Genomic DNA, 21,195 nt, shown 5'->3' with positions numbered 1-21,195 from the left:
GCGCACGCGTTGAACCCCGTGTGAGCCCAGTGATCGCGACGACCCGCTTCTCCGTCCTCGACCGCTCCCGCATCCGCGAGGGCCGCACCGGCGCGGAGGCGCTGCGCGACACCGTGACCCTGGCGCGGGAGGTGGAGCGCCTCGGCTACCACCGGTTCTGGGTGGCGGAGCACCACGGCGTGCCCGGGGTGGCCGGCTCCGCGCCGACCGTGCTGGCCGCCGCCGTCGCCGGCGCCACGCACCGCATCCGGGTCGGCACCGGCGGTGTGATGCTGCCCAATCACCGGCCCCTGGTCGTCGCCGAGCAGTTCGGCGTGCTGGAGTCGCTCTTCCCGGGCCGGATCGACATGGGCCTGGGCCGGTCGGTGGGCTTCACCGACGGCGTGCGCAAGGCGCTGGGCCGCGACAAGGACGACGCCGAGGACTTCGACGCGCAACTGGCGGAACTGCTCGGCTGGTTCCGGGGCACCTCCCCCACGGGCGTGCACGCCCGCCCGTCGGAGGGGCTGACCGTGCCGCCGTTCGTGCTGGCCATGGGCGAGGGCGCGGTCGTCGCCGCCCGCGCGGGCCTGCCGATGGTCATCGGCGACCTGCGCGACCGCGACCGGATGCTGCGCGGCATCGACCGCTACCGCGCAGCCTTCCGCCCCTCCGCGTGGAGCCGGGAGCCGTACGTCGTCGTCTCGGGCACCGTCGCCGTGGCCGGCACCCCCGGGGCCGCCCGCCGCCTGCTGCTCCCGGAGGCCTGGTCCATGGCCCACGCGCGCACCCGCGGCGCCTTCCCGCCGCTGCCGCCGGCCGAGGACGTCGAGGCCCGGACGATGACCGCCAAGGAGCGCGAGCTGTACGAGTCCGGTCTGGCCGGCCACATCGCGGGCACCGAGGAGCAGGTGGCCGGCGAACTGGAGTCGCTCCTGGAGGAGACGGGTGCCCAGGAGGTGCTGGTGACCACCAGCACCTACGACCGCGAGGCCCTGCTGGACTCCTACCGGCGGCTCGCCCGCGTCACCGGCGTGGGGGCGGGAGGCGCCCCGGCGTAGAATCGCGGGGTTTGTCCCACCGCTCGTGACCGAAGACCGTACGGAGTTCCCCGCGATGCACAGCCCCCACGACCCGTACGTGCGCATCCGCGGCGCCCGTGAGCACAACCTCAAGGGCGTGGACGTCGACGTCCCGCGGGACGTGGTCGCCGTGTTCACCGGCGTGTCCGGCTCCGGCAAGTCGTCGCTGGCCTTCGGCACCGTCTACGCGGAGGCGCAGCGGCGCTACTTCGAGTCGGTGGCGCCCTACGCCCGCCGGCTGATCCAGCAGGTCGGCGCGCCGAAGGTCGGCGAGATCACCGGGCTGCCGCCCGCCGTGTCGCTCCAGCAGCGCCGGGCTGCGCCGACGTCCCGTTCGTCGGTCGGCACGGTCACCAACCTGTCCAACTCCCTGCGGATGCTGTTCTCGCGCGCCGGTGACTACCCGCCGGGCGCCGCACGGCTCGACTCCGACGCCTTCTCGCCCAACACGGCGGCCGGGGCGTGCCCCGAGTGCCACGGACTCGGCCGGGTGCACCGCACGACCGAGGAACTGCTCGTCCCCGATCCGTCGTTGTCGATCCGGGACGGCGCGATCGCCGCGTGGCCCGGCGCCTGGCAGGGCAAGAACCTGCGGGACGTCCTCGACGCCCTCGGGTACGACGTGGACCGGCCCTGGCGCGAACTGCCCGCCGCACAGCGGGAGTGGATCCTGTTCACGGACGAGCAGCCGGTGGTCACCGTGCATCCCGTCCGGGACGCCGGCCGCATCCAGCGGCCCTACCAGGGCACGTACACGAGCGCTCACCGGTACGTGATGAAGACGTTCTCGGACTCGAAGAGCGCGACGCTGCGGGCGAAGGCCGAGCGGTTCCTCACCAGCGCGCCCTGCCCGGTCTGCGGCGGCGGCCGGCTGCGGCCGGAGGCCCTCGCGGTGACCGTCGGCGGCCGGAGCATCGCCGAGCTGGCCGCGTCGCCGCTCACGGAACTCGCCGCACTGCTGCCGACCGGCGACGAGACGGCCCGGGTGCTCACCGCCGACCTGACCTCCCGCATCACGCCCGTCGTCGAGCTGGGCCTCGGCTATCTCAGCCTCGACCGCCCCGCCCCCACGCTCTCGGCGGGCGAGCTGCAGCGGCTGCGGCTGGCGACGCAGCTGCGCTCCGGGCTGTTCGGCGTCGTGTACGTCCTGGACGAGCCGTCCGCGGGCCTGCACCCGGCGGACACCGAGGCCCTGCTGACGGTGCTGGAGCGGCTGAAGTCGGCGGGCAACTCGGTGTTCGTGGTGGAGCACCACCTCGAGGTGATGCGCGGCGCCGACTGGATCGTGGACGTCGGCCCGCGGGCGGGCGAGCACGGCGGGCGGGTGCTCTACAGCGGCCCGGTGGCCGGGCTGGCCGAGGTCGGGGAGTCGGCGACGGCCCGCCACCTCTTCGACCGCTCCCCCGCGCCGTTCCGCGAGGTGCGCGAGCCCCGCGGCACCCTGGCGGTCGGCCCGGTCACCCGGCACAACCTGCACGAGGTGAGCGCCGGGTTCCCCCTGGGCGTCCTCACGGCGGTGACCGGCGTGTCCGGGTCCGGGAAGTCGACGCTCATCGGCGCGATCACCCAGGAGACGCCGGGTGTGGAGCGGCTGGTCTCCGTGGACCAGAAGCCGATCGGCCGCACCCCGCGGTCCAACCTGGCGACGTACACGGGCCTGTTCGACGTCGTGCGGAAGGTCTTCGCGGCCACCGACGCGGCGCGCGACCGGGGGTACGGCGTCGGCCGGTTCTCCTTCAACGTGGCGGGCGGGCGCTGCGAGACCTGTCAGGGCGAGGGGTTCGTCAGCGTCGAGCTGCTGTTCCTGCCGAGCACCTACGCGCCGTGCCCGGACTGCGGTGGAGCGCGCTACAACCCCGAGACGCTCGAAGTGGGGTACCGGGGGCGGAACATCGCCGAGGTGCTGGACCTGACGGTGGAGGCGACGGCGGAGTTCTTCGCGGACACGCCGGCCGTGGCGCGCAGCCTGGCCGCGCTGCTCGACGTCGGCCTCGGCTACCTGCGGCTCGGCCAGCCCGCGACGGAACTGTCCGGCGGGGAGGCGCAGCGCATCAAGCTGGCGAGCGAGCTGCAGCGGGGGCGCCGCGGCCACACCCTGTACCTCCTGGACGAGCCGACGACCGGTCTGCACCCCGCCGACGTGGAGGTGCTGATGCGGCAGCTGCACGGCCTGGTCGACGCCGGACACACGGTGATCGTGGTGGAGCACGACATGACCGTGGTGGCGGGCGCCGACTGGGTGATCGACATGGGGCCGGGCGGCGGGGACGCGGGCGGCCGGATCGTCGCCGCGGGCCCGCCGGCCGCGGTGGCGCGGGCGGAGGGCAGCGCCACCGCGCCCTACCTGGCGGACGTCGTGGGCAGCGGGACACGCCGGTGAAACGGGTTCACCGGCGTGCGTCCCCGCGGACGGCGGCCGACGGTCACTCGCGGCGGCCCCGCCGGATGTCGTCCTCGGTCATGCCCTCCGTCTCGGCCTCGATCCGCTCCTTGCGGACCTGACCGCGCACGGTCTCGTCCTCGACGTGCTCCTCGGTGGTCAGCCGGACGCGCTCGACCGGCACCGTCTCGGTCTCCACGACGGGGCGTTCCTCGTGCAGCGTGACCTCGTGCTCGGCCTCGCTGATCTCGGGGCCGGAGAGCGCCTCGTCACGGTTGGCGTCCGTGATCGGCTCGCGCTCCACGCGCGCTTCCTCGTGGCGCACCGGAACGGTCTGCTGGACCTCCTCGGTGACCACGTACTTGCGCAGCCTGGCCCGGCCGGCCTCGCGCTGCTCGACGCCGACGTGCATCCGCTCCTCCGAGCGGGTCATGGCGTCGTCGTCGCGCATGCCCTCACGGCCCGCCATGTCCCGGCGCCCGGTGGTGCCGGCCATGCCCGCGGTGCCCGTCTCGCCCGCGATGCCCGCGGTGCCCGTCTCGCCCGCCGTGCCGGCCGTGCCCGTCTCGCCCGCCATGCCGGCCGTGCCCGCCGTGCCGGGGCCCGCGGCCCAGCGTCCGTCGTCGGTGCGCTCCGCCTCGGACAGCACGCTGTCCCAGTTGATGCCGTAGTAGTCGTAGAGCCGGTGCTCCTCGGACTCCGACAGGTGACCGCCCGCGTCGACGTCGACATTGGGCGCGTCCTTGACCTGGTCCTTGCGGTACGGGACCTCGAGGTGGTCCTCCACCAGCGAGGCGTCGCGGATGGGCACGAACGACTCGTTGGAGCCGAACATGCCGGTCTTGACGCTCACCCACTCGGGGCGCCCCGTCATGTCGTCGAAGAAGACGTGCTTGGCGTCGCCGATCTTGTTGCCCTCTCCGTCGTAGACCGGGTGGTCCAGGAGCATGGCGATCTCTTCACGGGTGATCATCTGGCATCACCCTCCTTCCGGAGTGCCTGTACTCCGACTGTCCGCATCAGCAGCCCGAAAACGGCACAAAAGCCATAAAGGGCACATACTTTTCGAAGGTGCTTACCCCTGGTGACCGCCCCGGCCCGCCCGCGCTCCCGTGTCCGCCGCCGGCCGGGAAGCGGCGGCCGGGGAGCGGCGACAGCGCGACCGCGATCCCGGCGAGGAGGAGGGTGGCCGCTGTCGGCCGCGGCACGGCGCGCGGGACGCCGCCCGGTCCGGGACCGGCTCCGCAAGGCCGCGGGGGTGCGGGGCGCCCGCCACCCCGGCGAAGACGTCGTGCCGCGGCCGGCGCGCCGGTCGTGGGCGCTCTCCCGGTGACGGGGCCGGGTCCGTCACGGTTCCTCCGACGGCGGCCGTCCGGTGCGTGACCGGTACCGGGAGAGCGGATGGGGGGATCGCTGGACGCCGGGGGCCCGGAAGCGAGACGGGGCCGGGAGGAGCACCTCTCCCGGCCCCGTCCGTCCGCACCTGTCGGCGAACGTCCGGGGGCGCTAGCGCTTCGCCGCCTTGCGGGTGGCGCGCAGCCACTCCTTGTTCATGCTGGTGATGGAGAACAGCGGGATGCCCTTCGGGCAGGCCGTCGCGCACTCGCCCGCGAGCGTGCAGCCGCCGAAGCCCTCCTCGTCCATCTGCGCCACCATGTCCAGCACCCGTGTCTCCCGCTCGGGCGCGCCCTGCGGCAGGACGTTCAGGTGGTTGATCTTCGCGGAGGTGAAGAGCATCGCCGCCCCGTTCGGGCACGCGGCGACGCACGCGCCGCAGCCGATGCACTCGGCGTGCTCGAAGGCGAAGTCGGCGTCCGGCTTCGGCACCGGCGTGGCGTGCGCCTCCGGCGCGGCGCCGGTCGGCGCGGTGATGTAGCCGCCGGCCTGGATGATGCGGTCGAAGGCCGAGCGGTCCACGACCAGGTCCTTCACGACCGGGAAGGCGGCGGCCCGCCACGGCTCGACGTCGATGGTGTCGCCGTCCTCGAAGGACCGCATGTGCAGCTGGCAGGTGGTGGTGCGCTCGGGGCCGTGGGCGTCGCCGTTGATGACCAGCGAGCAGGCGCCGCAGATGCCCTCGCGGCAGTCGTGGTCGAAGGCGACCGGCTCCTCGCCCTTGAGGATGAGCTCTTCGTTGAGGGTGTCGAGCATCTCCAGGAACGACATGTCCGGCGAGATCCCGTCCACCTCGTACGTGGACATGGCGCCTTCGGCGTCGGCGTTCTTCTGGCGCCAGACGCGCAGGGTGAGCTTCATGCGTAGCTCCGCTGGGTGGGGTGGACGTACTCGAAGACCAGGTCTTCCTTGTGCAGGGTCGGGGCCTCGCCCGTACCCGTGAACTCCCAGGCGGCGGCGTAGGAGAACTCCTCGTCCTTGCGGGCGGCCTCGCCGTCCGGGGTCTGGGACTCCTCGCGGAAGTGGCCGCCGCAGGACTCGGAGCGGTGCAGCGCGTCGAGGCACATCAGCTCGGCGAGCTCCAGGTAGTCGACGATGCGGTTGGCCTTCTCCAGCGACTGGTTGAGCTCCTCTCCGGTGCCGGGCACCTTGATGCGCCGCCAGAACTCCTCGCGGATCCGCGGGATGCGCTCCAGGGCCTTGCGCAGGCCGGAGTCGGTGCGGGCCATGCCGCAGAACTCCCACATCAGCTCGCCGAGTTCGCGGTGGAAGGAGTCCGGGGTGCGGTCGCCGTCGACCGAGAGGAGCAGGTTGAGCCGGTCCTCGGTCTCGGCCAGCACCTCCTGCACCACGGGGTGGCCGTTGCCGACCTCGTCCTTGTGGGGGTTGCGGGCGAGGTAGTCGTTGATGGTGGCCGGCAGGACGAAGTAGCCGTCGGCCAGGCCCTGCATCAGCGCGGAGGCGCCGAGGCGGTTGGCGCCGTGGTCGGAGAAGTTGGCCTCGCCGATCGCGAACAGGCCGGGGACGGTGGTCTGGAGGTCGTAGTCGACCCACAGTCCGCCCATCGTGTAGTGCACGGCCGGGTAGATCCGCATCGGTACCCGGTACGGGTCCTCGTCGGTGATCCGCTGGTACATGTCGAAGAGGTTGCCGTACTTGGCCTCGACCGCCCCCCGGCCCATGCGCTCGATGGCGTCGGCGAAGTCCAGGTAGACGCCCTGGCCGCCGGGACCCACTCCCCTGCCCTCGTCGCAGACGTTCTTGGCGGCGCGGGAGGCGATGTCGCGGGGCACGAGGTTGCCGAAGGACGGGTAGATGCGCTCCAGGTAGTAGTCGCGCTCGTCCTCGGGGATCTCGTTCGGCGGACGGTCGTCGCCCTTCGCCTTCGGCACCCAGATCCGGCCGTCGTTGCGCAGCGACTCGCTCATCAGCGTCAGCTTGGACTGGTGGTCGCCGGTGCGCGGGATGCAGGTCGGGTGGATCTGCGTGAAGCAGGGGTTGGCGAAGTACGCGCCGCGCCGGTGCGCCCGCCACACGGCGGTCGCGTTGGAGTTCATCGCGTTGGTCGACAGGTAGAAGACGTTGCCGTAGCCGCCGGAGGCGAGGACGACCGCGTCCGCGAAGTACGTGTCGATCTTCCCGGTGATCAGGTCCCGGGCGACGATGCCGCGCGCCCGGCCGTCCACGACGATCAGGTCGAGCATCTCGGTGCGCGGGTGCATCTCGATGTTGCCGGCCGCGATCTGCCTGCTGAGCGCCTGGTAGGCGCCGAGCAGCAGCTGTTGGCCCGTCTGGCCGCGGGCGTAGAAGGTGCGGGAGACCTGGACGCCGCCGAAGGAGCGGGTGTCGAGCAGGCCGCCGTACTCGCGGGCGAAGGGCACGCCCTGGGCCACGCACTGGTCGATGATCTCCACGGAGATCTGCGCGAGCCGGTGCACGTTGGACTCGCGGGAGCGGAAGTCGCCGCCCTTGACGGTGTCGTAGAACAGGCGGTGGATCGAATCGCCGTCGTTGCGGTAGTTCTTCGCGGCGTTGATGCCGCCCTGCGCGGCGATGGAGTGGGCGCGGCGCGGGGAGTCCTGGTAGCAGAACTGGACGACGCGGTAACCCTGTTCGGCGAGGGTCGCGCCGGCGGAGCCGCCCGCGAGGCCGGTGCCGACGACGATGACGGTCTGCTTGCGCCGGTTGGCGGGGTTGACCAGCTTCGCCTCGAAACGGCGCTTGTCCCAGCGCTCGGCGATCGGTCCGGCGGGGGCCTTGGTGTCGGCGACCGGCTCTCCGGTCGTGTAGTCGGCGTAGGTTGTCATGTCAGCTCACCACTCCGGTCATGACGCCCACGGGGACGGCGACGAAGCCGGCCGTGAGCAGCAGCGCGAGGACGTTCGCGACGGTCTTCAGGGCGCGGTCGCGGGTGCGGCTGCCGGCGCCGAGGGTCTGGGCGGCGGACCAGAAGCCGTGCCGGATGTGCAGGCCGAGGGCGAGCATCGCGACGATGTAGACGACGTTGCCGTACCAGGTGGAGAAGGTGTCCACGACGTTCTGGTAGGGCTTGCCGCTCTCGAAGCCGCCGGAGTGCACGGTGCCGGTGGTCAGGTCCAGGATGTGCCAGACGATGAACAGGCCGAGGATGATCCCGCCCCAGCGCATGGTGCGCGTCGCGTAGCTCGAGCCCGGCTTCTTGTGCACGTACTTGCTGGGCCGCGCCTTGATGTCGCGGCGGCTGAGCTGGTACGCGGACGTGGCGTGGGCGACCACGGCGACGACCAGCACGACGCGGATCAGCCACAGGGTCCACTCGTAGTGCATGAACGGCTCGCCGACCGTGCGCAGCCAGTGGGCGTAGTGGTTGAACTCGCTCGTCCCGAAGAAGATCTTCAGGTTACCGATCATGTGGGCGACCAGGTAGAGCAGCATGACGAGACCACTGATCGCCATCACCGTCTTCTTGCCGACGGACGAGTCCCACACGGTGCGCGCCATGGACGGCCGTCGGTCCGTCCGCGTTGCCAGAGCCATGTCACAAGACGCTACGGGGAGGAGGGGTCATCGGTCCAAGACATGGTCCGGCTCGTTTCCATAGGGTGTGCCTATCGAGGCGTAAGCTTGCGGCATGCAGTTCCAGCAGCTCCAGTACTTCGTGGCGGTCGCCGAGACCCGCCACTTCACCCGGGCCGCCGAGAGCGTGCACGTGGCGCAGCCGTCGCTGTCGCAGCAGATCAAGGCGCTGGAGCGGGAACTGGGCGCGGACCTGTTCCTGCGGGCGCGGGGCAACATCACGCTGACGGACGCCGGCGAGGCGCTGCTGCCGCTGGCGCGGCGCATCCTGGCCGACGCGGACACCGCGCGGCACGAGGTGCTGGAGCTGGTGCAGCTGCGCAGCGGGCGGGTCAGGCTGGGCGCCACGCCGAGCCTGTGCACGGGACTGCTCCCCGACGTGCTGCGCGCGTTCCACGACCGCTACCCCGGTGTCCGGCTGCTGATCGAGGAGAGCGGCTCCCACGACCTGGTACGGGAGCTGGCCCGCGGCGCGCTCGACCTGGCGCTGGTGGTCCTGCCGCTGCCCACAGCGTCGCCGGCGCTGACCACGGTGGAGCTGCTGCGGGAGGACCTCGTGGTGGTGTCGTCGCCGGAGGCGCCCCGCCCGGGCGGCGGACGACGGACCGTGCGGATCGCCGATCTGGAGGGCGAGCGGCTGGTGATGTTCCGGCACGGCTACGACCTGCGGGAACTGACGGTGGCGGCGTGCCGCTCCGCGGGGTTCGAGCCGGACTTCGCGGTGGAGGGCGGGGAGATGGACGCGGTGCTGGGGTTCGTGCGGGCGGGGCTGGGCATGGCGGTCGTCCCCCGGATGGTGGCGGCGCGGTCGGGACGCGGACTGCGGGTGACGCCGCTGGCCCGCCCGGGCCTGCACCGCACCATCGCCCTGGCCCACCGCAGCGACGTGGCTCCGCCGAGGGCCGCGCGGGAGCTCCAGCGGATGCTGCTGGAGCGGTGAAGGGCGGCGGGGCGCCGGCCGGGAGGGAGGCGCGGTCCCACGGAGGCGGCCGGGCCTTCGCGCCGGGTGATCCCGACAGCCGTCGGGGGACGGCTCAGGCCGGGCCGTCCTCCACGGCGCGCCCGAGGGCGGACACCGGGCACGCCCCGGTCACGCGGCGCCGTGGCGGCGGGGGCGTCGCGGACGGTGCCGCCGGCCGGCGTCAGGGGCGCCTCAGGGGCGGGACGCCAGCACCTCCAGGGCACCGGTCTCGGTGTCGTAGCTGCGCAGGGTGACCAGCCGGGCCGACACCGGCGGCGCCGGCAGCAGCCCGGGGACGTTCCGGCCGGCGAAGGCGCCTGCCCGCCGGGTGCGGCCGAGGGTGATGTGCGGGCTCCACCGCCCGGGTTCGTGGAACGGGCTGAGGGCCTGGGGCGGGCTGTCCGAGGCCACCGCCTCCCAGACCCGGCGGTGCAGGCCGGTCAGCGCGGGGTCGCGGTCCAGCGCCCAGGCCAGCACCGAGGTGGGCCGCTCGAAGCGGACCAGTCCGGTGAACCGCACGGGCAGCGGCAGGGCGGCGGCCGCCTCGGCGAGCCCCCAGCGGATCGGAGCGGTCAGCTCCGGGCAGGCGGCCAGGGTGAGGTGCGGGCTGTTGGTCGGTGAGCGGTGGCGCGCCTGACTGGGCAGCCCCGCGTCCGCGAGCCGCCGCCAGGCCTCCCGGACCACCAGCTCCGCCGCCTCGTCCAACAGAAGCTCGACCGTACGCACCGCCGCAGCCTACCGGCGGCCGGCGGCCGAGGACGGCCTTGCCGGGGCGCCGGTGAGGAGACGGCGTCCGGGCGGGCGGAGGAGCGACGGCTCGCACCGGTGCAAAGACCGCGGGGGACGGCCTCGGCCCCGGCCGCCTCCGGGCGTCGGGCTCAGGCGAGCACGGCCGGCCTGAGCGTCTCCTCGCACCAGCGGCGGAAGCCCGTGGGCGCCGTGTCCGGCGTGCTGGGCGCGGCCGCGCCGTAGAAGCCCTGGGCGTCCATCGCCGAGGCCATGTCGGCCAGCCCCCGGGCGCCGTCCTCGCTCGCCCCGAGGCGCAGGGCCGCCGCCCGGTACTCCGCCGGGGAGGTCCGCCGTGCCCGTACCGGGCGGCCCAGTACGTCGGACATCACCCGCGCCATGCCCTCGGGCGTGAGGTCGTCGGGGCCCACCAGCGGGACGTCGGCCCGGCCGGTCCAGGTGCCGTCGAGCAGCAGCCGGGCCGCCGTCCTGGCGATGTCGCCGGTGGCGCAGGTCCGCAGGACCCGGTCCACGGCGTACGCCACGCGGAACTCGCCCGTGGCGCGCAGGGCCGCCGCCTGGCCGAGCAGGTTCTCCATCAGGAAGGGCGGGCACAGCGCCCGGTAGTGCACGCCGGTGGCCGCGATCCGGTCGTCCATGGCGAGCGAGGCGGAGATCGGCCCGGCGTCCTTCGCGACACCGCGTCCCAGGGAGGAGACGGCGACGACCCGTCGGACGCCGTGCCGCCCGATCACCTCGCACAGCGGCCGTGTGAAGTCGCGGAAGTGGCCCTCGACGCTGTCGGCGCCCGGCGCGGGCGGCACCAGCCAGAACACCCGGTCGGCACCGGCGCAGGCCGCGTCGAGGAGTCCGGGATCGGCGTGCGAGCCCTGGAACACCTCGGCCCTCCCGCGGGCCCGGGGAGTGAGGCGGCCGGGGTCGCGGGCGATCACACGGAGCGCGGTTCCGTCGTCCAGGGCGTCGAGGACGTTGTCGAGGACCTGCCGGCCGATGCCGCCGGTCGGGGTGGTGATGACGATCACGAGACACGACTCCGCTTCGGGGAAAGGAGGATGAAGGACCGCGCCGGTCCGCGGGAGCGTCCCGTACGGCGTCCGGCGCATGGTCATCCTGCTCCCGCGGCCCGGCGGAACTGAAGGACCGGCCGGATCCCGGCCGTTACCCTGAGGGCAATACCGAAGGGAGGCGGAGGACATGGAGTCCCGTCCCCTGCGCTACTTCGTCGCGGTCGCCGAGGAACTCAACTTCGCGCGCGCGGCCGAGCGGCTGGGCATCTCCCCGCCGCCCCTGTCCCGGGCGATCCGCCGGCTGGAGGCCGAGCTGGGCGTCACCCTGTTCGAGCGGACCACGCACCACGTGACCCTGACACCGGCGGGGGACGTCCTGCTCGCCGGGGCCCGCGTCGCACTGGACGCCCTGGAGGCCGCCGGGCGCAGAGCCCGGCGCGCGGCGGCGGGGCCGAAGCTGGTACTGGCGGTGAAGGCCGACGGGGACGCGGGGCTGCTGGAGCCGGTCCTGGCGCGCTACGCGTCGGAGCCCGGGTCCGTACCGGTCGCCGTACGGCTGTGCGGCTGGCAGGAACAGCCGAAGCTGCTGCGTCGCGGCGAGGCGGACGTCGCCCTGGTGCACGCGCCGTTCGACGACGCCGGACTCGACAGCGAGACGCTGGCCGTCGAGCCGCGCGTCGCCGTCCTCGCCTCGGACCACCCGCTCGCGGCGCGCGACCGGCTGGAGCTGGCCGACCTCGGCTGGAGCACCGGCACCATGGAACGGCGCATCGACGAGGCCCGGCGCGGCCGGGGCGACCTGGCCCAGGTGCTCACGGCCGTCTCGCTCGGGGAGGTCGTCACCCTGCTGCCCGCCTCGGTCGCCGTGCGCTATCCGCGCCCGGGCGTCGCCTACCGCCCGGTGTCCGACGCGCCGCCGGCCGTCCTCGCCCTCGCCTGGCCCCAGGAGTCCCGCTCGACCGCCACCGCGGCGCTCGTGCGCGTGGCGGCCGAGGTGGCCGGGGCCGCCCGCGACGCGGTGTAGGCGGCTCCCGGCCGCCCGGGGCCCGAGGTCCCGGGCTCAGCCCGTGGCGTCCACCAGCGCCAGCTCGTGCAGGCGTTCCGGCGGGCCCGGGCGGGCGTAGTACCAGCCCTGGGCGGTGTCGCAGCCCAGGACGCGCAGTTGCTCGGCCTGGGCGCCGGTCTCCACGCCCTCCACGGTGACCGTGAGGTCCAGGCTGTGGGCCAGGGCGACGATGCCCTCGACGATCTTGAGGTCGACCGGGTCCGCCGGGAACCGCTGCATGCTCTGGGTGAAGGAGCGGTCCAGCTTGAGGACGCTCACCGGCAGCCGGCGCAGGTTGGCGAGGTTGGAGTAGCCGGTGCCGAAGTCGTCCAGGGCGATGTCGACGCCCATCTCGGCCAGCCGGCGCAGCGGCTTCAGCAGGTCGTCGTCGGCGCCGATCAGCGCGGACTCCGTCACCTCCAGGCAGAGCGCGTCGGGTGCGACGCCGGTCCGTTCCAGGATCTCGACGGTGTCCTGGACCAGCCCGGGGTGGGTGAGCTGGCGGGGCGAGAGGTTGACGTTGATCCGCAGCGGCCCCGCGGCGGTCGTCCCTCCGTACCGCTCCCGCCACATCCGGGCCTGCCGTACGGATTGTTCGAGCACCCAGCGGCCCAGCGGCACGATCTGTCCCGTGTGCTCGGCGAGCGGGATGAAGCGGTCCGGGCCGAGCACGCCGTGCTGCGGGTGCAGCCAGCGCACGAGGGCTTCGGCGCCGCGCACGCTGCCGTCGCCGAGGTGCACCAGCGGCTGGTACTCGATGAAGAACTCGCCCCGCTCCAGGGCCGCCGGGAGCGCGGTCGTCAGCCCGTGCCGGGTGATGACGCGGGCGTCGGCCTCGGGGTCGGCGAGCTCGAAGCGGTTGCCGCCCGCCGACTTGGCCCGGTACATGGTGATGTCGGCACTGCGCAGCACCTCCGCCGGGCTGCGTTCCCCCGCCGGGCCCTCGACGATGCCGATGCTGCCGCGCACGGTCAGCTCGCGGCCGTCGATGCTGATGGGGGCGAGCAGCGCGTTCATGATGCGCCCGGCGAGCTCGTCCACCTCGTGCCGGGTGTCCGGGCCGGTGGTCAGCGCCACGAACTCGTCGCCGCCGAGCCGGGCGACCATCTCGCCGGGCGCGGTGGCGCAGGCCTGGAGCCGGTCGGCGACCTCCACGAGCAGCCGGTCGCCGGCCGCGTGGCCGAGGCTGTCGTTGACGGTCTTGAAGCCGTCGAGGTCGAGGTAGCACAGACCGAACCGCTGGCCCGGGCCCGCGCCGAGGGCCTTCTCCAGGCGCTCGAAGAAGAAGCTGCGGTTGGGCAGGCCGGTGAGCGCGTCGTGGGTGGCCTCGTAGCGCAGCCGCAGATTGAGCAGGCGGCGCTCGGTGGTGTCCTCCATCAGCGCGAGCTGGTACTGCGGGCTGCCGTCGGCGTCGCGCAGCAGGGAGACGGTCAGGTTGGTCCACAGGACCGTGCCGTCGGGACGGTAGAAGGCCTTCTCGCAGTGGTAGGCCTCGCGTTCGCCGCGCACCAGCTCCTGGTAGAGCCGCCAGGTCTGGGGGGCGTCGTCGGGGTGGGTCCACTCCTTGACGTTGCGGCCGCGCAGCGAGGGGTCGGTCAGCCCGAACATGCGGGTCAGGGCGCCGTTGACCTGGAGGACGGTGCCGTCGAGGTCGGCGATGCCGATGCCTATGGCGGCGCCCTCGAAGACCGCGCGGAAGCGGGCCTCGCTGGCGTGCAGGGCCTCGGCCACCACGCCCTGCGCCCTCAGGGCGGCCTGCGCGATGGCCTCCTGCTCGGCCAGCGTCCGGCGGCGCAGCGCCCCGGCGAACCCGGCCGCCATGGCGTGCTGGAGCCGCGCCGAACGCGCCCGCAGGTCCTCGGGGTCGCCGTCCTCGCCGCAGTACAGCACCAGGTAGGCGTCCACGCAGTCCAGCGTGCGGGCGAGGGCGTCGGGGTCGGTGCAGTGCACGTCGACGAGGGCGGCGCCGACCGCCTTCGCCGCGTCGCCGTCGAGGCTCCGGGCCCGCAGCAGCGCGCTCAGCCGGCGGGCCAGCGGCATCAGTTCTTCCTCGAACTCGGGCCGGGTCGACGACGTCGAGGTCACCGGGAACACCGCACGGCTCCAGATCGTCGCGAACCTGCGGAGTCTGTCCTCCGGCCCGCCCGGCTCCGCGGTCACGCCGTACGCCCCACGCCCGCGAAGCCGGAGAAGGCATACGGGTCCTCGTCCTCCGGCGCCGTCCCGGGCCGCCAGCGCGGCATGGGAACCAGTCCGGGTTCCACCATGTCGTACCCCTCGAAGAACCGTGCGATCTCGTCGCGCGAACGCATGACCAGCGGATTGCGGATGTCCTCGTACACGTCCACCGCGCCCCCGGCCCGCTCGGCGGTCAGCGGGATCCCCTCGTACGAGGCGTGCGTGAGGGCGAGCAGGCTTCCGGGCGCGAGCGCGTCACTCAGTTCGGCCACCGCCGCGCAGGGGTCGTCCGCGTCTTCCACGAAGTGCAGTATGGCAATGAGCAGGAGCGCCACCGGCCGATTCAGGTCGATCAGCCGTTCCACCTGGGGGCTGGTGAGGATGTCCCGCGGCTCGAGCAGGTCGGCGGCCACGACGTCCACGTCCTCGGCGCCCTCCAGGACCGCCTGGCTGTGCGCGACCGCGACCGGGTCGTGGTCGACGTACACCACGCGGGCGCCGGGCCGGGCCGCCCGGGCCACCTCGTGGACGTTGCCGAAGGTGGGGATGCCGGAGCCGATGTCCAGGAACTGGTCGATGCCCTCTTCGGCCGCGAAGCGCACGGCGCGGCGCATGAACGCCCGGTTCGCCTGCATGATCTTGGGCAGTCCCGGCACGAACTCCATGGCCCTGCGGGCCGCTTCGCGGTCGACCTCGAAGTTGTGCGAACCGCCCAGGTAGAAGTCGTAGATGCGGGACACGCTCGGCACCGAGATGTCGATGCTCCGTGGGGCCCAGGCGGGACGCTCCATCAATCTCTCCAAGGCTCGGGCGATCCGGTGTTCGAGCTGAGGCTACTGATCGCCCGCCGAACGGGCGAGCCCGAGCGGAGAACGACCGTCCGTTCCCGGTCACTGCCCGCGGCACGTGCCGGGCGCCAAGGCGCATCGAAGCGCGCGAACGGGGCCGTCCCCTCCGCCCGGACGCGGAGGGGACGGCCCGCTGGGGTGCCGTCACTTCCCGGGTGCGCCGACCGGCTTCCCGTCGGGTGCGACGGCGTACCAGGTGCCGCCGACGCCCTGGCCGTTGGTGTCGCCGGCCTTCTTGTCACCCGCGAAGGTGTAGATCGGCCAGCAGTCGACCGTCTGCTGCGCGGCGCCGTCGGGCCGGGTGAAGCTCATCAGGCCCTTCTTCACCACGCCCTCGGTGTCGTTCGCCTCCACGGGTGCCACGACCGGCCACTTCTCCAGGCAGGCGCCGGTGCACGCGGACACCGGCTTCGGCCACGCCTCGTCCTTCATGAAGCGGTAGACGGTCATGCCGTTCCCGTCGACGACGATCTCGCCGAGCTCGGGATCCTTGCGGGTGGACAGTCCCGCCGGGTCGGCGGCCTTCGCCTTCTTGCCGTCGGGGGCGAGCGCGTACCACTTGCCGCCGACGCCCTGGCCCTCGACCTCCCCCACGGCGTCCTCGGCGTAGCGGTACGCCGGCCAGCCGCCGATGGTGAGCTGCTTGGTGCCGTCGGCGCGGGTGACCTCGCCGAGCAGCGACTCGTCGACGCCCTCGCCGGCGATGGCGTCGTCCGCGGCCACCGGCGGCCAGGTGGCGGCGCAGTCGGCCTCGCACGTGGTCTTGGGCGGCTGGGCGGTGTCCTGGTCGAACCGGTAGAGGGTGCGGCCACCGCCGTCGGTCACCAGCTCGCCGAGTTCGGCGTTCGCGGAGACGGACAGCTTGCCGGCGGGGACGGGCGGGGTCGCGGCGGCCTGTCCGTCCTTGGCTCCGAGGCCGTCGCCGAGGCCGGCCCCGGCACCGATGGTGCCGACGTCGCCGGGGGCGGCCGTCGCACCCACGTTCTGGCTGCCCGAGGCGCCGCCGTCCTGACCGCACGCCGTCGACAGCGCCAGCACCGCCGCAGCGCCCGCCACGAGTGAGGCGCTCCGCCAGGAGGTCTTCATGGTCAATCCCCGATCATCGCAACGGTGTTGCGGCGCCCTGCTGAGTCGCCGCGCGACACTGGGTACGCGCGGCGGCGCGGGTTGTGTTCAACCGGGACGCGAATTCCTGTCCGCCCGGGGCCCGCCCGTCGCGGGAGGGGGACAGCCCGCCCCGCTTCCCCTCGTACGCACGCGCGGTTCCGCGCGCGGACGGCCGGCCGCCGGTCAAACCACCGACCGCCCCGTTTCCCTCCTTCGGGGCAATCGCAGGCTTCTCCCGCGCGGCACCGCGCACCAAGCCGGATGATCTCGTCGTGCATGGACCCGAACCGACCCAATCCGCCCTCGCCGGAAGGGTGTTGACCCTGGTGACGCTGACGTTCGCGCTCGTCGGCGCACCGGTCGGCACGGCGCAGGCCGACGCCTGCGCGTGGGCCTCCACCGGGCCGGGCGGCATCGAAGCGGTGGCGGTCGCCGGGAGCGTCTCCTGGCCCACCTTCCCACCGTGCCCGGAGCCCACCCCCCCGGCCACCCCGACTCCGACTCCGACTCCGAAGCCTCCACCGCCGAAGCCTCCGCCGCCGAAGCCCACGCCCCCGCCTCCTCCCGCGCCGGAACCTCCGCCACCACCCGCTCCGAAACCCGAGCCGCCTCCTCCGCCGCCACCGCGCCCAGCGCCGGCCCGTCCCACGCCCACACCGTCGCCCACACCCACGCCGCCACCGGTCCGGCCGGCCGCTCCCGCGCCCGCCCCGTCGGCCACGCCGACGCCCCGCCCGTCGCTGACCCCGGTGCACTACCCGCGGTACCGCACCGCCCGGGTGCAGCAGCGGTCCTCGCGCGGGGCCACCTCGCCGCTCGTCTTCGTCCTGCTCATCACGGTGCCCGCGGTGGTCGCCGTCGCCGCGCTGCGCGCGCGCTGATCCCTGGAGGCTTCTCTTGCCGGAATGGCTTGTTCTCATCCTCGCGATGCTGGCCGCTTGCGCCGTCGTCATCGTCATCACCTTCCTGCGGCACCGCACGGCGTCCGACGACGAGGACATCACCGAGACCCCGGACGTCATCGAGTACATGACGATGTGGATCGGTGTGGTGTACGCCATCGTCCTGGGCCTGGCCATCGCCGGCGTCTGGGAGGCGCGCAGCGCGGCCGAGGACCACGTGCAGGCGGAGGCCGTCGCGCTGCACGAGATCTCCGAGCGTGTCCGGGTCTATCCACCCGACGTCCGTGACCGCATCCGGGAGGATGTCAACGCTTATGTCGGACACGTCGTCACGACCGAGTGGAAGTCCATGGCCGACGACGGCCAGGTCACCGAGCGCGGCACCGAACTCCTCGACCGGGTCCGCGCGGACGTCACCGACTACGAGCCGCGCTCGGACTTCGAGGCCCAGGCCTATCAGCCGCTCCTCGACCAGGTGGCCGCCGCGGACCAGGCCCGCACCTCCCGGGCGGAGTCGACCGGAGCCACGATGCCGGGCGTGGTGTGGTTCGGTCTCATCATCGGTGCCGTCGTCACGATCGGCATGGTCTTCGCCCTGCAGATCCGGCGCACCGCACGGGAGCTGGTGCTCGCCGGGCTGTTCTCCGCGCTGATCGCCTTCCTGCTCTTCCTGATCTGGGACTTCGACGCGCCCTACAGCCGTGGGGTCGCGGCGTCCACGGAACCGTTCCTGAGCCTCTTCCCGGGTGTCGAGGGCTGACGGGACCCGCACGGGCCGTCCCCTGCGGTCACCGCCGCACGGGGGCGGCCCGCCGACACGCCGACACGCCGACACACCGGCACCGTCCCCCGGCCGCCACGACGGCGCCCCCCGTCCGGCCCACACGCTTGCCCCGTTCGCGCGACTGCGATCGCGCCCGCGCGCCGACCTTCCCGGCGTTTCGGGCATCGAGGTGCATTCCTGACGCGAGCGGAACAGGCCCGCGGCTGCCCCTCGGGACCCGGAGGATCCACCCTGCGCGCGATACCCGTCGCCTCGACCGCGTTGCCTGGCGTCGCCGCCCTCTCCTCCTGCGTGCCGGCCGGCGCGGCAGCCGACGGCGGCACCACGCCGTTCGGCTTCGGCGTCCAGCCCTCCACCGTCGCGGCGGGTGGTGAGGCCACCCTGCGGGTGGACCGTCACGACGGCGCCTGCCGGGGCCGTGCGACGGTCTCGTCGCCGGTGTTCGACACGGTCGTCGTCCCGCGCGAGCACGTGTCGGCACGGGCGAGGGCCGACCGGGACGCCGGGCCCGGCGCGGTGTACCGGGTGTCGTCCGCCTGTGACGGGAGGACGGGGTCCACGAGCCTGACCGTCGCCGGCGGCCACGCGCACCGTCCCGGCTCCGTACCGCCCAGGGGGTGCGCGCCGGCGAGGGCGGCGGCGCCGCCGGCTTCGACCTCGAGGAGACCGGGCTCGGCATCGCGCTCGTCGCGGGCTCCGTCGGTGCGGCGTACCACGTCCTTCGCCGTCGCTCCGGCGCGGAGGGCTCCTGACCTCCGCGCCCCGCGCGCCCGGTGCGTCGCGGGGGCGGTGACGGACGGGCTCTCTCCCCGGCGGCGGGGCCCGCGCGGTCCCGGTGGGGGCGGGGTCAGGTCCGGCGCTCGGGCCGGCGGCGCATCCAGGACAGGCCGCCTCCGGCGACGGCCGCGGCCACGAGCCCGCTGCCGATCGCGACGTCCGTCGGCGTCGCCCCGCTCGAGCTGCTGCCGCCGAGACCGCCGCGGACACCGCCGACGACGGCGAACGCGGCCGGGCACGTCAGCGTCCGGCCCGAGCAGTCGACCGTGATGTCGTAGGACCCGGGCCGGGCTTCGTCCCGGATGGTGGCGGTGCCCCTGGAGGTCTCGTTGGCCCCCCGGACCGGGGTCAGGTGGGCCCTGCCGAACGCGTCCGAGGTCATCGCCCCGCCCTGCGGGCAGCCGTCGACCGTGACCGTCAGCCGGCCGCCGCGCGCGATGACGCTGGGCAGGGCGACGATGTTGCTCGGCGTGTTGTGGTCGCCGCCGGCGGTGGCCGTGGGGGCGGCCGGCCCGAGAACGGCGACCGCCGCGCCCGCGGCCGCCAGGGCACGAAAGTTGCGCATGTCATCCTCCGCGGAAGGCGCCCCGGGGCACGTCCCCGGGCGATCGGCGAGAAAGCGCCTCCCGGGAAGACCCTCGGTTGCCCGGTGTGCGACCGCACTTCGGCAATGGTCCGTCCCGGTGAGAGGGCGTACCGGGCCGCGGCCGGGCGAGCGGACATCCCCGCAGGTGACGGCCCGTCAGAAAAATCCGGCCGGGGGCTCCCCGGATGGCTCATCGCCGGGTGCGCGCGCCACCCGTTCGCATGCGTCCCGTCGCCGCGCGGATGCGCCGCGCTTAGCGTTCTCGTACGCGCGGACGACGCGGCGACGGCCGTGTCGAGAGGGGAAGGCGAATGTACGGGTCCGAGGAACTGGCCGAAGAGGAGGAGCGACGGAGGAAGCGCGCTCCCTGGGGCGTGATAGCGCTGGTTCTGCTGACCGGGATCGCGCTCATCCGCAACGGTTCGGGCGAGTTCGACGCGGGCCCGCCGCAGCCCGCTCCGGCGGCCGCCTCGGACACGCGCGCCGTCGGCGGGGACGGCGTCGTGGCGGGACTCGCCCCGCTGGCGTACGCGGTCCCCGACCGGGTCAGGATCCCCGCCATCCAGGTCGACGCGCCGGTCATGCCGGTGGGCCTGGACGCGGACGGCTGGGTCGGCGCGCCGCCGCCGGAGGACCCGAATCTGGCCGGCTGGTTCACCGGCGCGGTCTCCCCCGGGGAGAAGGGCACGGCGGTGGTGGTCGGCCACGTCGACAACACCCAGGGGCCCGCCGTCTTCTACGGGCTCGGTGCCCTGGAGAAGGGGAACGGGATCGAGGTGTCCCGCCAGGACGGAAAGACCGCGGTGTTCGAGATCTACGGCATCGAGGTGTTCGCGAAGGACGACTTCCCCGGCGACCGGGTCTACGCCTCCAAGGGCGGTCCCGAACTGCGGGTCATCACCTGCGGCGGCGGTTTCACCAAGCAGAACGGCTACGACGGGAACGTCGTCGCTTTCGCCCGCCTGGCCGAGGTCCGCTGAGCGGGCCCGGCCGGGCGGGCGCGGCGCGGGTCACGCCGGCTGCCGCCGGGGGACGGTGAGGTGGTAGCCGGAGTCGAGCAGCCGCGGCAGGTAGGTACGCAGGGCGCGCACGGTCTGCGAGCGGTCTCCCCCGGCGTCGTGCGACAGCACGACGACGCCGGGGGCGGCGCCGTCCTCGACCCGGTCGATGATGGTGGCGGTCCCCGGGGTGGTCCAGTCGAGGGAGTCGACGGTCCAGGCGAGGGGTTCCATGTCGAGTTCGGCGCCGAGCTGGAAGACGGCGCGGTTCCACGCCCCGTACGGCGCGCGGAACCAGCGGGGTGGCTCGCCGTAAGCCTTCTCGATGATCTCGCAGGTGCTCTCCATCTCGGAGCGGACGCGGCGCCGGGTGAGCTTGGTCAGCAGGGGATGGGACCAGGTGTGGTTGCCGACCACGTGCCCCTCGTCGGCCATCCGGGACAGCAGGTCCTTGTGGTAGTCGGCCATCTCCCCGCACACGAAGAACGTCGCGCGCACGCCGTACTCCGCCAGCGTGTCCAGGATCCGGGGGGTGTGGCGGGGGTCGGGTCCGTCGTCGAAGGTGAGCATCATGGTGCGGCCCCGGCCGGACACGCGCAGGATCGGCTCGCTGCGCACCGGGGGCCGGCGGGGTCCGGCCCCGGGTGTGCCGTACCCGGCCAGGGGCTGGAGGCGGTAGGCGGAGGGCTCCAGCGGGCGCCGCACCTGGGCGCCCGGGGCGGGGGCGACCGGCCGGGCCGTCCCGTGGTCCCGGCCCGCCGCGAGCACCCCGGTGGTGCCGGCCGCTCCGACCGCCGCGACGCCGGCGAGCAGCGCGCGGCGCCGCGTGAGCAACTGATCCTTCTTCATGACTCATGACTCGCC

At 73.8% G+C, this 21,195-nt stretch carries 19 protein-coding genes; 8 read left to right on the top strand and 11 right to left on the bottom strand.

Translation table 11 applies throughout. The features are described from left to right. Positions 1 to 20: 20 nt before the first annotated feature. A complete protein-coding gene (locus tag ACZ4V6_RS24450; protein WP_467831046.1) occupies positions 21 to 1,040 on the top strand; it encodes an LLM class flavin-dependent oxidoreductase in 1,020 nt (339 codons plus the stop codon). A gap of 55 nt (positions 1,041 to 1,095) precedes the next feature. Beyond that, entirely contained in the window at positions 1,096 to 3,441 is a 2,346-nt protein-coding gene (locus ACZ4V6_RS24445; RefSeq protein ID WP_467831044.1) for an ATP-binding cassette domain-containing protein, read from the top strand. Positions 3,442 to 3,484: 43 nt separating this feature from the next. Here the strand turns inward: ACZ4V6_RS24445 and ACZ4V6_RS24440 are convergent, their stop codons facing one another. The 4 genes from ACZ4V6_RS24440 to ACZ4V6_RS24425 form a co-directional block, all read right to left on the bottom strand. Beyond that, complete coding sequence (locus tag ACZ4V6_RS24440; RefSeq protein WP_467831041.1) at positions 3,485 to 4,414, bottom strand: DUF2382 domain-containing protein; 930 nt, start codon at positions 4,412 to 4,414, stop codon at positions 3,485 to 3,487. 533 nt (positions 4,415 to 4,947) lie between these two features. Beyond that, positions 4,948 to 5,697, bottom strand: coding sequence for a succinate dehydrogenase/fumarate reductase iron-sulfur subunit (locus ACZ4V6_RS24435; RefSeq protein ID WP_467831038.1), 750 nt, complete (start codon positions 5,695 to 5,697; stop codon positions 4,948 to 4,950). Continuing rightward, the gene (locus ACZ4V6_RS24430; RefSeq protein WP_467831036.1) at positions 5,694 to 7,643 is read right to left on the bottom strand and encodes a fumarate reductase/succinate dehydrogenase flavoprotein subunit; all 1,950 of its coding nucleotides are present in this window, start codon (positions 7,641 to 7,643) and stop codon (positions 5,694 to 5,696) included. The genes ACZ4V6_RS24435 and ACZ4V6_RS24430 overlap by 4 nt, the downstream gene beginning before the upstream one ends. Position 7,644: 1 nt before the next feature. Beyond that, positions 7,645 to 8,316 (bottom strand): succinate dehydrogenase, encoded by a 672-nt coding sequence (locus tag ACZ4V6_RS24425; protein ID WP_467831576.1) that lies wholly within the window; start codon positions 8,314 to 8,316, stop codon positions 7,645 to 7,647. A gap of 130 nt (positions 8,317 to 8,446) precedes the next feature. Here ACZ4V6_RS24425 and ACZ4V6_RS24420 point away from each other — a divergent pair, with 130 nt between their 5' ends. Continuing rightward, the gene (locus ACZ4V6_RS24420) at positions 8,447 to 9,331 is read left to right on the top strand and encodes a LysR family transcriptional regulator (protein ID WP_467831033.1); all 885 of its coding nucleotides are present in this window, start codon (positions 8,447 to 8,449) and stop codon (positions 9,329 to 9,331) included. A gap of 213 nt (positions 9,332 to 9,544) precedes the next feature. Here the strand turns inward: ACZ4V6_RS24420 and ACZ4V6_RS24415 are convergent, their stop codons facing one another. Next, positions 9,545 to 10,078: a 2'-5' RNA ligase family protein gene (locus tag ACZ4V6_RS24415; protein WP_467831031.1), complete on the bottom strand. Its 534-nt coding sequence runs from the start codon at positions 10,076 to 10,078 to the stop codon at positions 9,545 to 9,547. Positions 10,079 to 10,230: 152 nt separating this feature from the next. After that, on the bottom strand, positions 10,231 to 11,121 hold the full coding sequence (locus tag ACZ4V6_RS24410) for an NAD(P)H-binding protein (protein WP_467831028.1): 891 nt from the start codon (positions 11,119 to 11,121) through the stop codon (positions 10,231 to 10,233). Between the two features lie 172 nt (positions 11,122 to 11,293). Between ACZ4V6_RS24410 and ACZ4V6_RS24405 the strand changes: the two genes are divergently transcribed. After that, positions 11,294 to 12,130 (top strand): LysR family transcriptional regulator, encoded by an 837-nt coding sequence (locus ACZ4V6_RS24405; protein WP_467831026.1) that lies wholly within the window; start codon positions 11,294 to 11,296, stop codon positions 12,128 to 12,130. Between the two features lie 36 nt (positions 12,131 to 12,166). Here ACZ4V6_RS24405 and ACZ4V6_RS24400 read toward each other — a convergent pair whose 3' ends face one another. The 3 genes from ACZ4V6_RS24400 to ACZ4V6_RS24390 form a co-directional block, all read right to left on the bottom strand. Further along, a complete protein-coding gene (locus ACZ4V6_RS24400) occupies positions 12,167 to 14,311 on the bottom strand; it encodes a putative bifunctional diguanylate cyclase/phosphodiesterase (protein ID WP_467831024.1) in 2,145 nt (714 codons plus the stop codon). Then, positions 14,308 to 15,120, bottom strand: coding sequence for an SAM-dependent methyltransferase (locus tag ACZ4V6_RS24395; protein ID WP_467831022.1), 813 nt, complete (start codon positions 15,118 to 15,120; stop codon positions 14,308 to 14,310). The genes ACZ4V6_RS24400 and ACZ4V6_RS24395 overlap by 4 nt, the downstream gene beginning before the upstream one ends. A 201-nt stretch (positions 15,121 to 15,321) precedes the next feature. Next, positions 15,322 to 16,263, bottom strand: coding sequence for an SCO0930 family lipoprotein (locus ACZ4V6_RS24390; protein ID WP_467831573.1), 942 nt, complete (start codon positions 16,261 to 16,263; stop codon positions 15,322 to 15,324). Between the two features lie 770 nt (positions 16,264 to 17,033). Here ACZ4V6_RS24390 and ACZ4V6_RS24385 point away from each other — a divergent pair. From ACZ4V6_RS24385 to ACZ4V6_RS24375, 3 genes are all read left to right on the top strand, one after another. Then, a complete protein-coding gene (locus ACZ4V6_RS24385) occupies positions 17,034 to 17,165 on the top strand; it encodes a hypothetical protein (RefSeq protein WP_290439796.1) in 132 nt (43 codons plus the stop codon). A gap of 46 nt (positions 17,166 to 17,211) precedes the next feature. Next, entirely contained in the window at positions 17,212 to 17,946 is a 735-nt protein-coding gene (locus ACZ4V6_RS24380) for a bestrophin-like domain (protein WP_467831019.1), read from the top strand. Positions 17,947 to 18,587: 641 nt separating this feature from the next. Further along, entirely contained in the window at positions 18,588 to 18,722 is a 135-nt protein-coding gene (locus tag ACZ4V6_RS24375; protein ID WP_467831017.1) for a hypothetical protein, read from the top strand. 95 nt (positions 18,723 to 18,817) lie between these two features. On the opposite strand, the gene ACZ4V6_RS24370 is transcribed toward ACZ4V6_RS24375, so the two are convergent. After that, positions 18,818 to 19,312 (bottom strand): hypothetical protein, encoded by a 495-nt coding sequence (locus ACZ4V6_RS24370; RefSeq protein ID WP_467831015.1) that lies wholly within the window; start codon positions 19,310 to 19,312, stop codon positions 18,818 to 18,820. A gap of 332 nt (positions 19,313 to 19,644) precedes the next feature. On the opposite strand from ACZ4V6_RS24370, the gene ACZ4V6_RS24365 reads away from it, so the two are divergent. Beyond that, on the top strand, positions 19,645 to 20,313 hold the full coding sequence (locus ACZ4V6_RS24365) for a class F sortase (protein WP_467831014.1): 669 nt from the start codon (positions 19,645 to 19,647) through the stop codon (positions 20,311 to 20,313). 30 nt (positions 20,314 to 20,343) lie between these two features. On the opposite strand, the gene ACZ4V6_RS24360 is transcribed toward ACZ4V6_RS24365, so the two are convergent. Beyond that, on the bottom strand, positions 20,344 to 21,180 hold the full coding sequence (locus ACZ4V6_RS24360; protein ID WP_467831011.1) for a polysaccharide deacetylase family protein: 837 nt from the start codon (positions 21,178 to 21,180) through the stop codon (positions 20,344 to 20,346). Between the last annotated feature and the right edge of the window lie 15 nt (positions 21,181 to 21,195).

The sequence above is a fragment of the Streptomyces sp. NPDC029152 genome (assembly GCF_055564355.1).
This window is presented reverse-complemented; position numbering and strand designations above follow the sequence as displayed.

Excerpts from the sequence above, each read along its gene's own strand:
- ACZ4V6_RS24445 (WP_467831044.1), top strand. The coding sequence starts at position 1,096 with ATGCACAGCCCCCACGACCCGTACGTGCGCATCCGCGGCGCCCGTGAG.
- ACZ4V6_RS24440 (WP_467831041.1), bottom strand. The coding sequence starts at position 4,414 with ATGATCACCCGTGAAGAGATCGCCATGCTCCTGGACCACCCGGTCTAC.
- ACZ4V6_RS24435 (WP_467831038.1), bottom strand. The coding sequence starts at position 5,697 with ATGAAGCTCACCCTGCGCGTCTGGCGCCAGAAGAACGCCGACGCCGAA.
- ACZ4V6_RS24430 (WP_467831036.1), bottom strand. The coding sequence starts at position 7,643 with ATGACAACCTACGCCGACTACACGACCGGAGAGCCGGTCGCCGACACC.
- ACZ4V6_RS24425 (WP_467831576.1), bottom strand. The coding sequence starts at position 8,316 with ATGGCGCGCACCGTGTGGGACTCGTCCGTCGGCAAGAAGACGGTGATG.
- ACZ4V6_RS24420 (WP_467831033.1), top strand. The coding sequence starts at position 8,447 with ATGCAGTTCCAGCAGCTCCAGTACTTCGTGGCGGTCGCCGAGACCCGC.
- ACZ4V6_RS24405 (WP_467831026.1), top strand. The coding sequence starts at position 11,294 with ATGGAGTCCCGTCCCCTGCGCTACTTCGTCGCGGTCGCCGAGGAACTC.
- ACZ4V6_RS24395 (WP_467831022.1), bottom strand. The coding sequence starts at position 15,120 with ATGGAGCGTCCCGCCTGGGCCCCACGGAGCATCGACATCTCGGTGCCG.
- ACZ4V6_RS24390 (WP_467831573.1), bottom strand. The coding sequence starts at position 16,263 with ATGAAGACCTCCTGGCGGAGCGCCTCACTCGTGGCGGGCGCTGCGGCG.
- ACZ4V6_RS24380 (WP_467831019.1), top strand. The coding sequence starts at position 17,212 with ATGCTGGCCGCTTGCGCCGTCGTCATCGTCATCACCTTCCTGCGGCAC.
- ACZ4V6_RS24370 (WP_467831015.1), bottom strand. The coding sequence starts at position 19,312 with ATGCGCAACTTTCGTGCCCTGGCGGCCGCGGGCGCGGCGGTCGCCGTT.
- ACZ4V6_RS24365 (WP_467831014.1), top strand. The coding sequence starts at position 19,645 with ATGTACGGGTCCGAGGAACTGGCCGAAGAGGAGGAGCGACGGAGGAAG.
- ACZ4V6_RS24360 (WP_467831011.1), bottom strand. The coding sequence starts at position 21,180 with ATGAAGAAGGATCAGTTGCTCACGCGGCGCCGCGCGCTGCTCGCCGGC.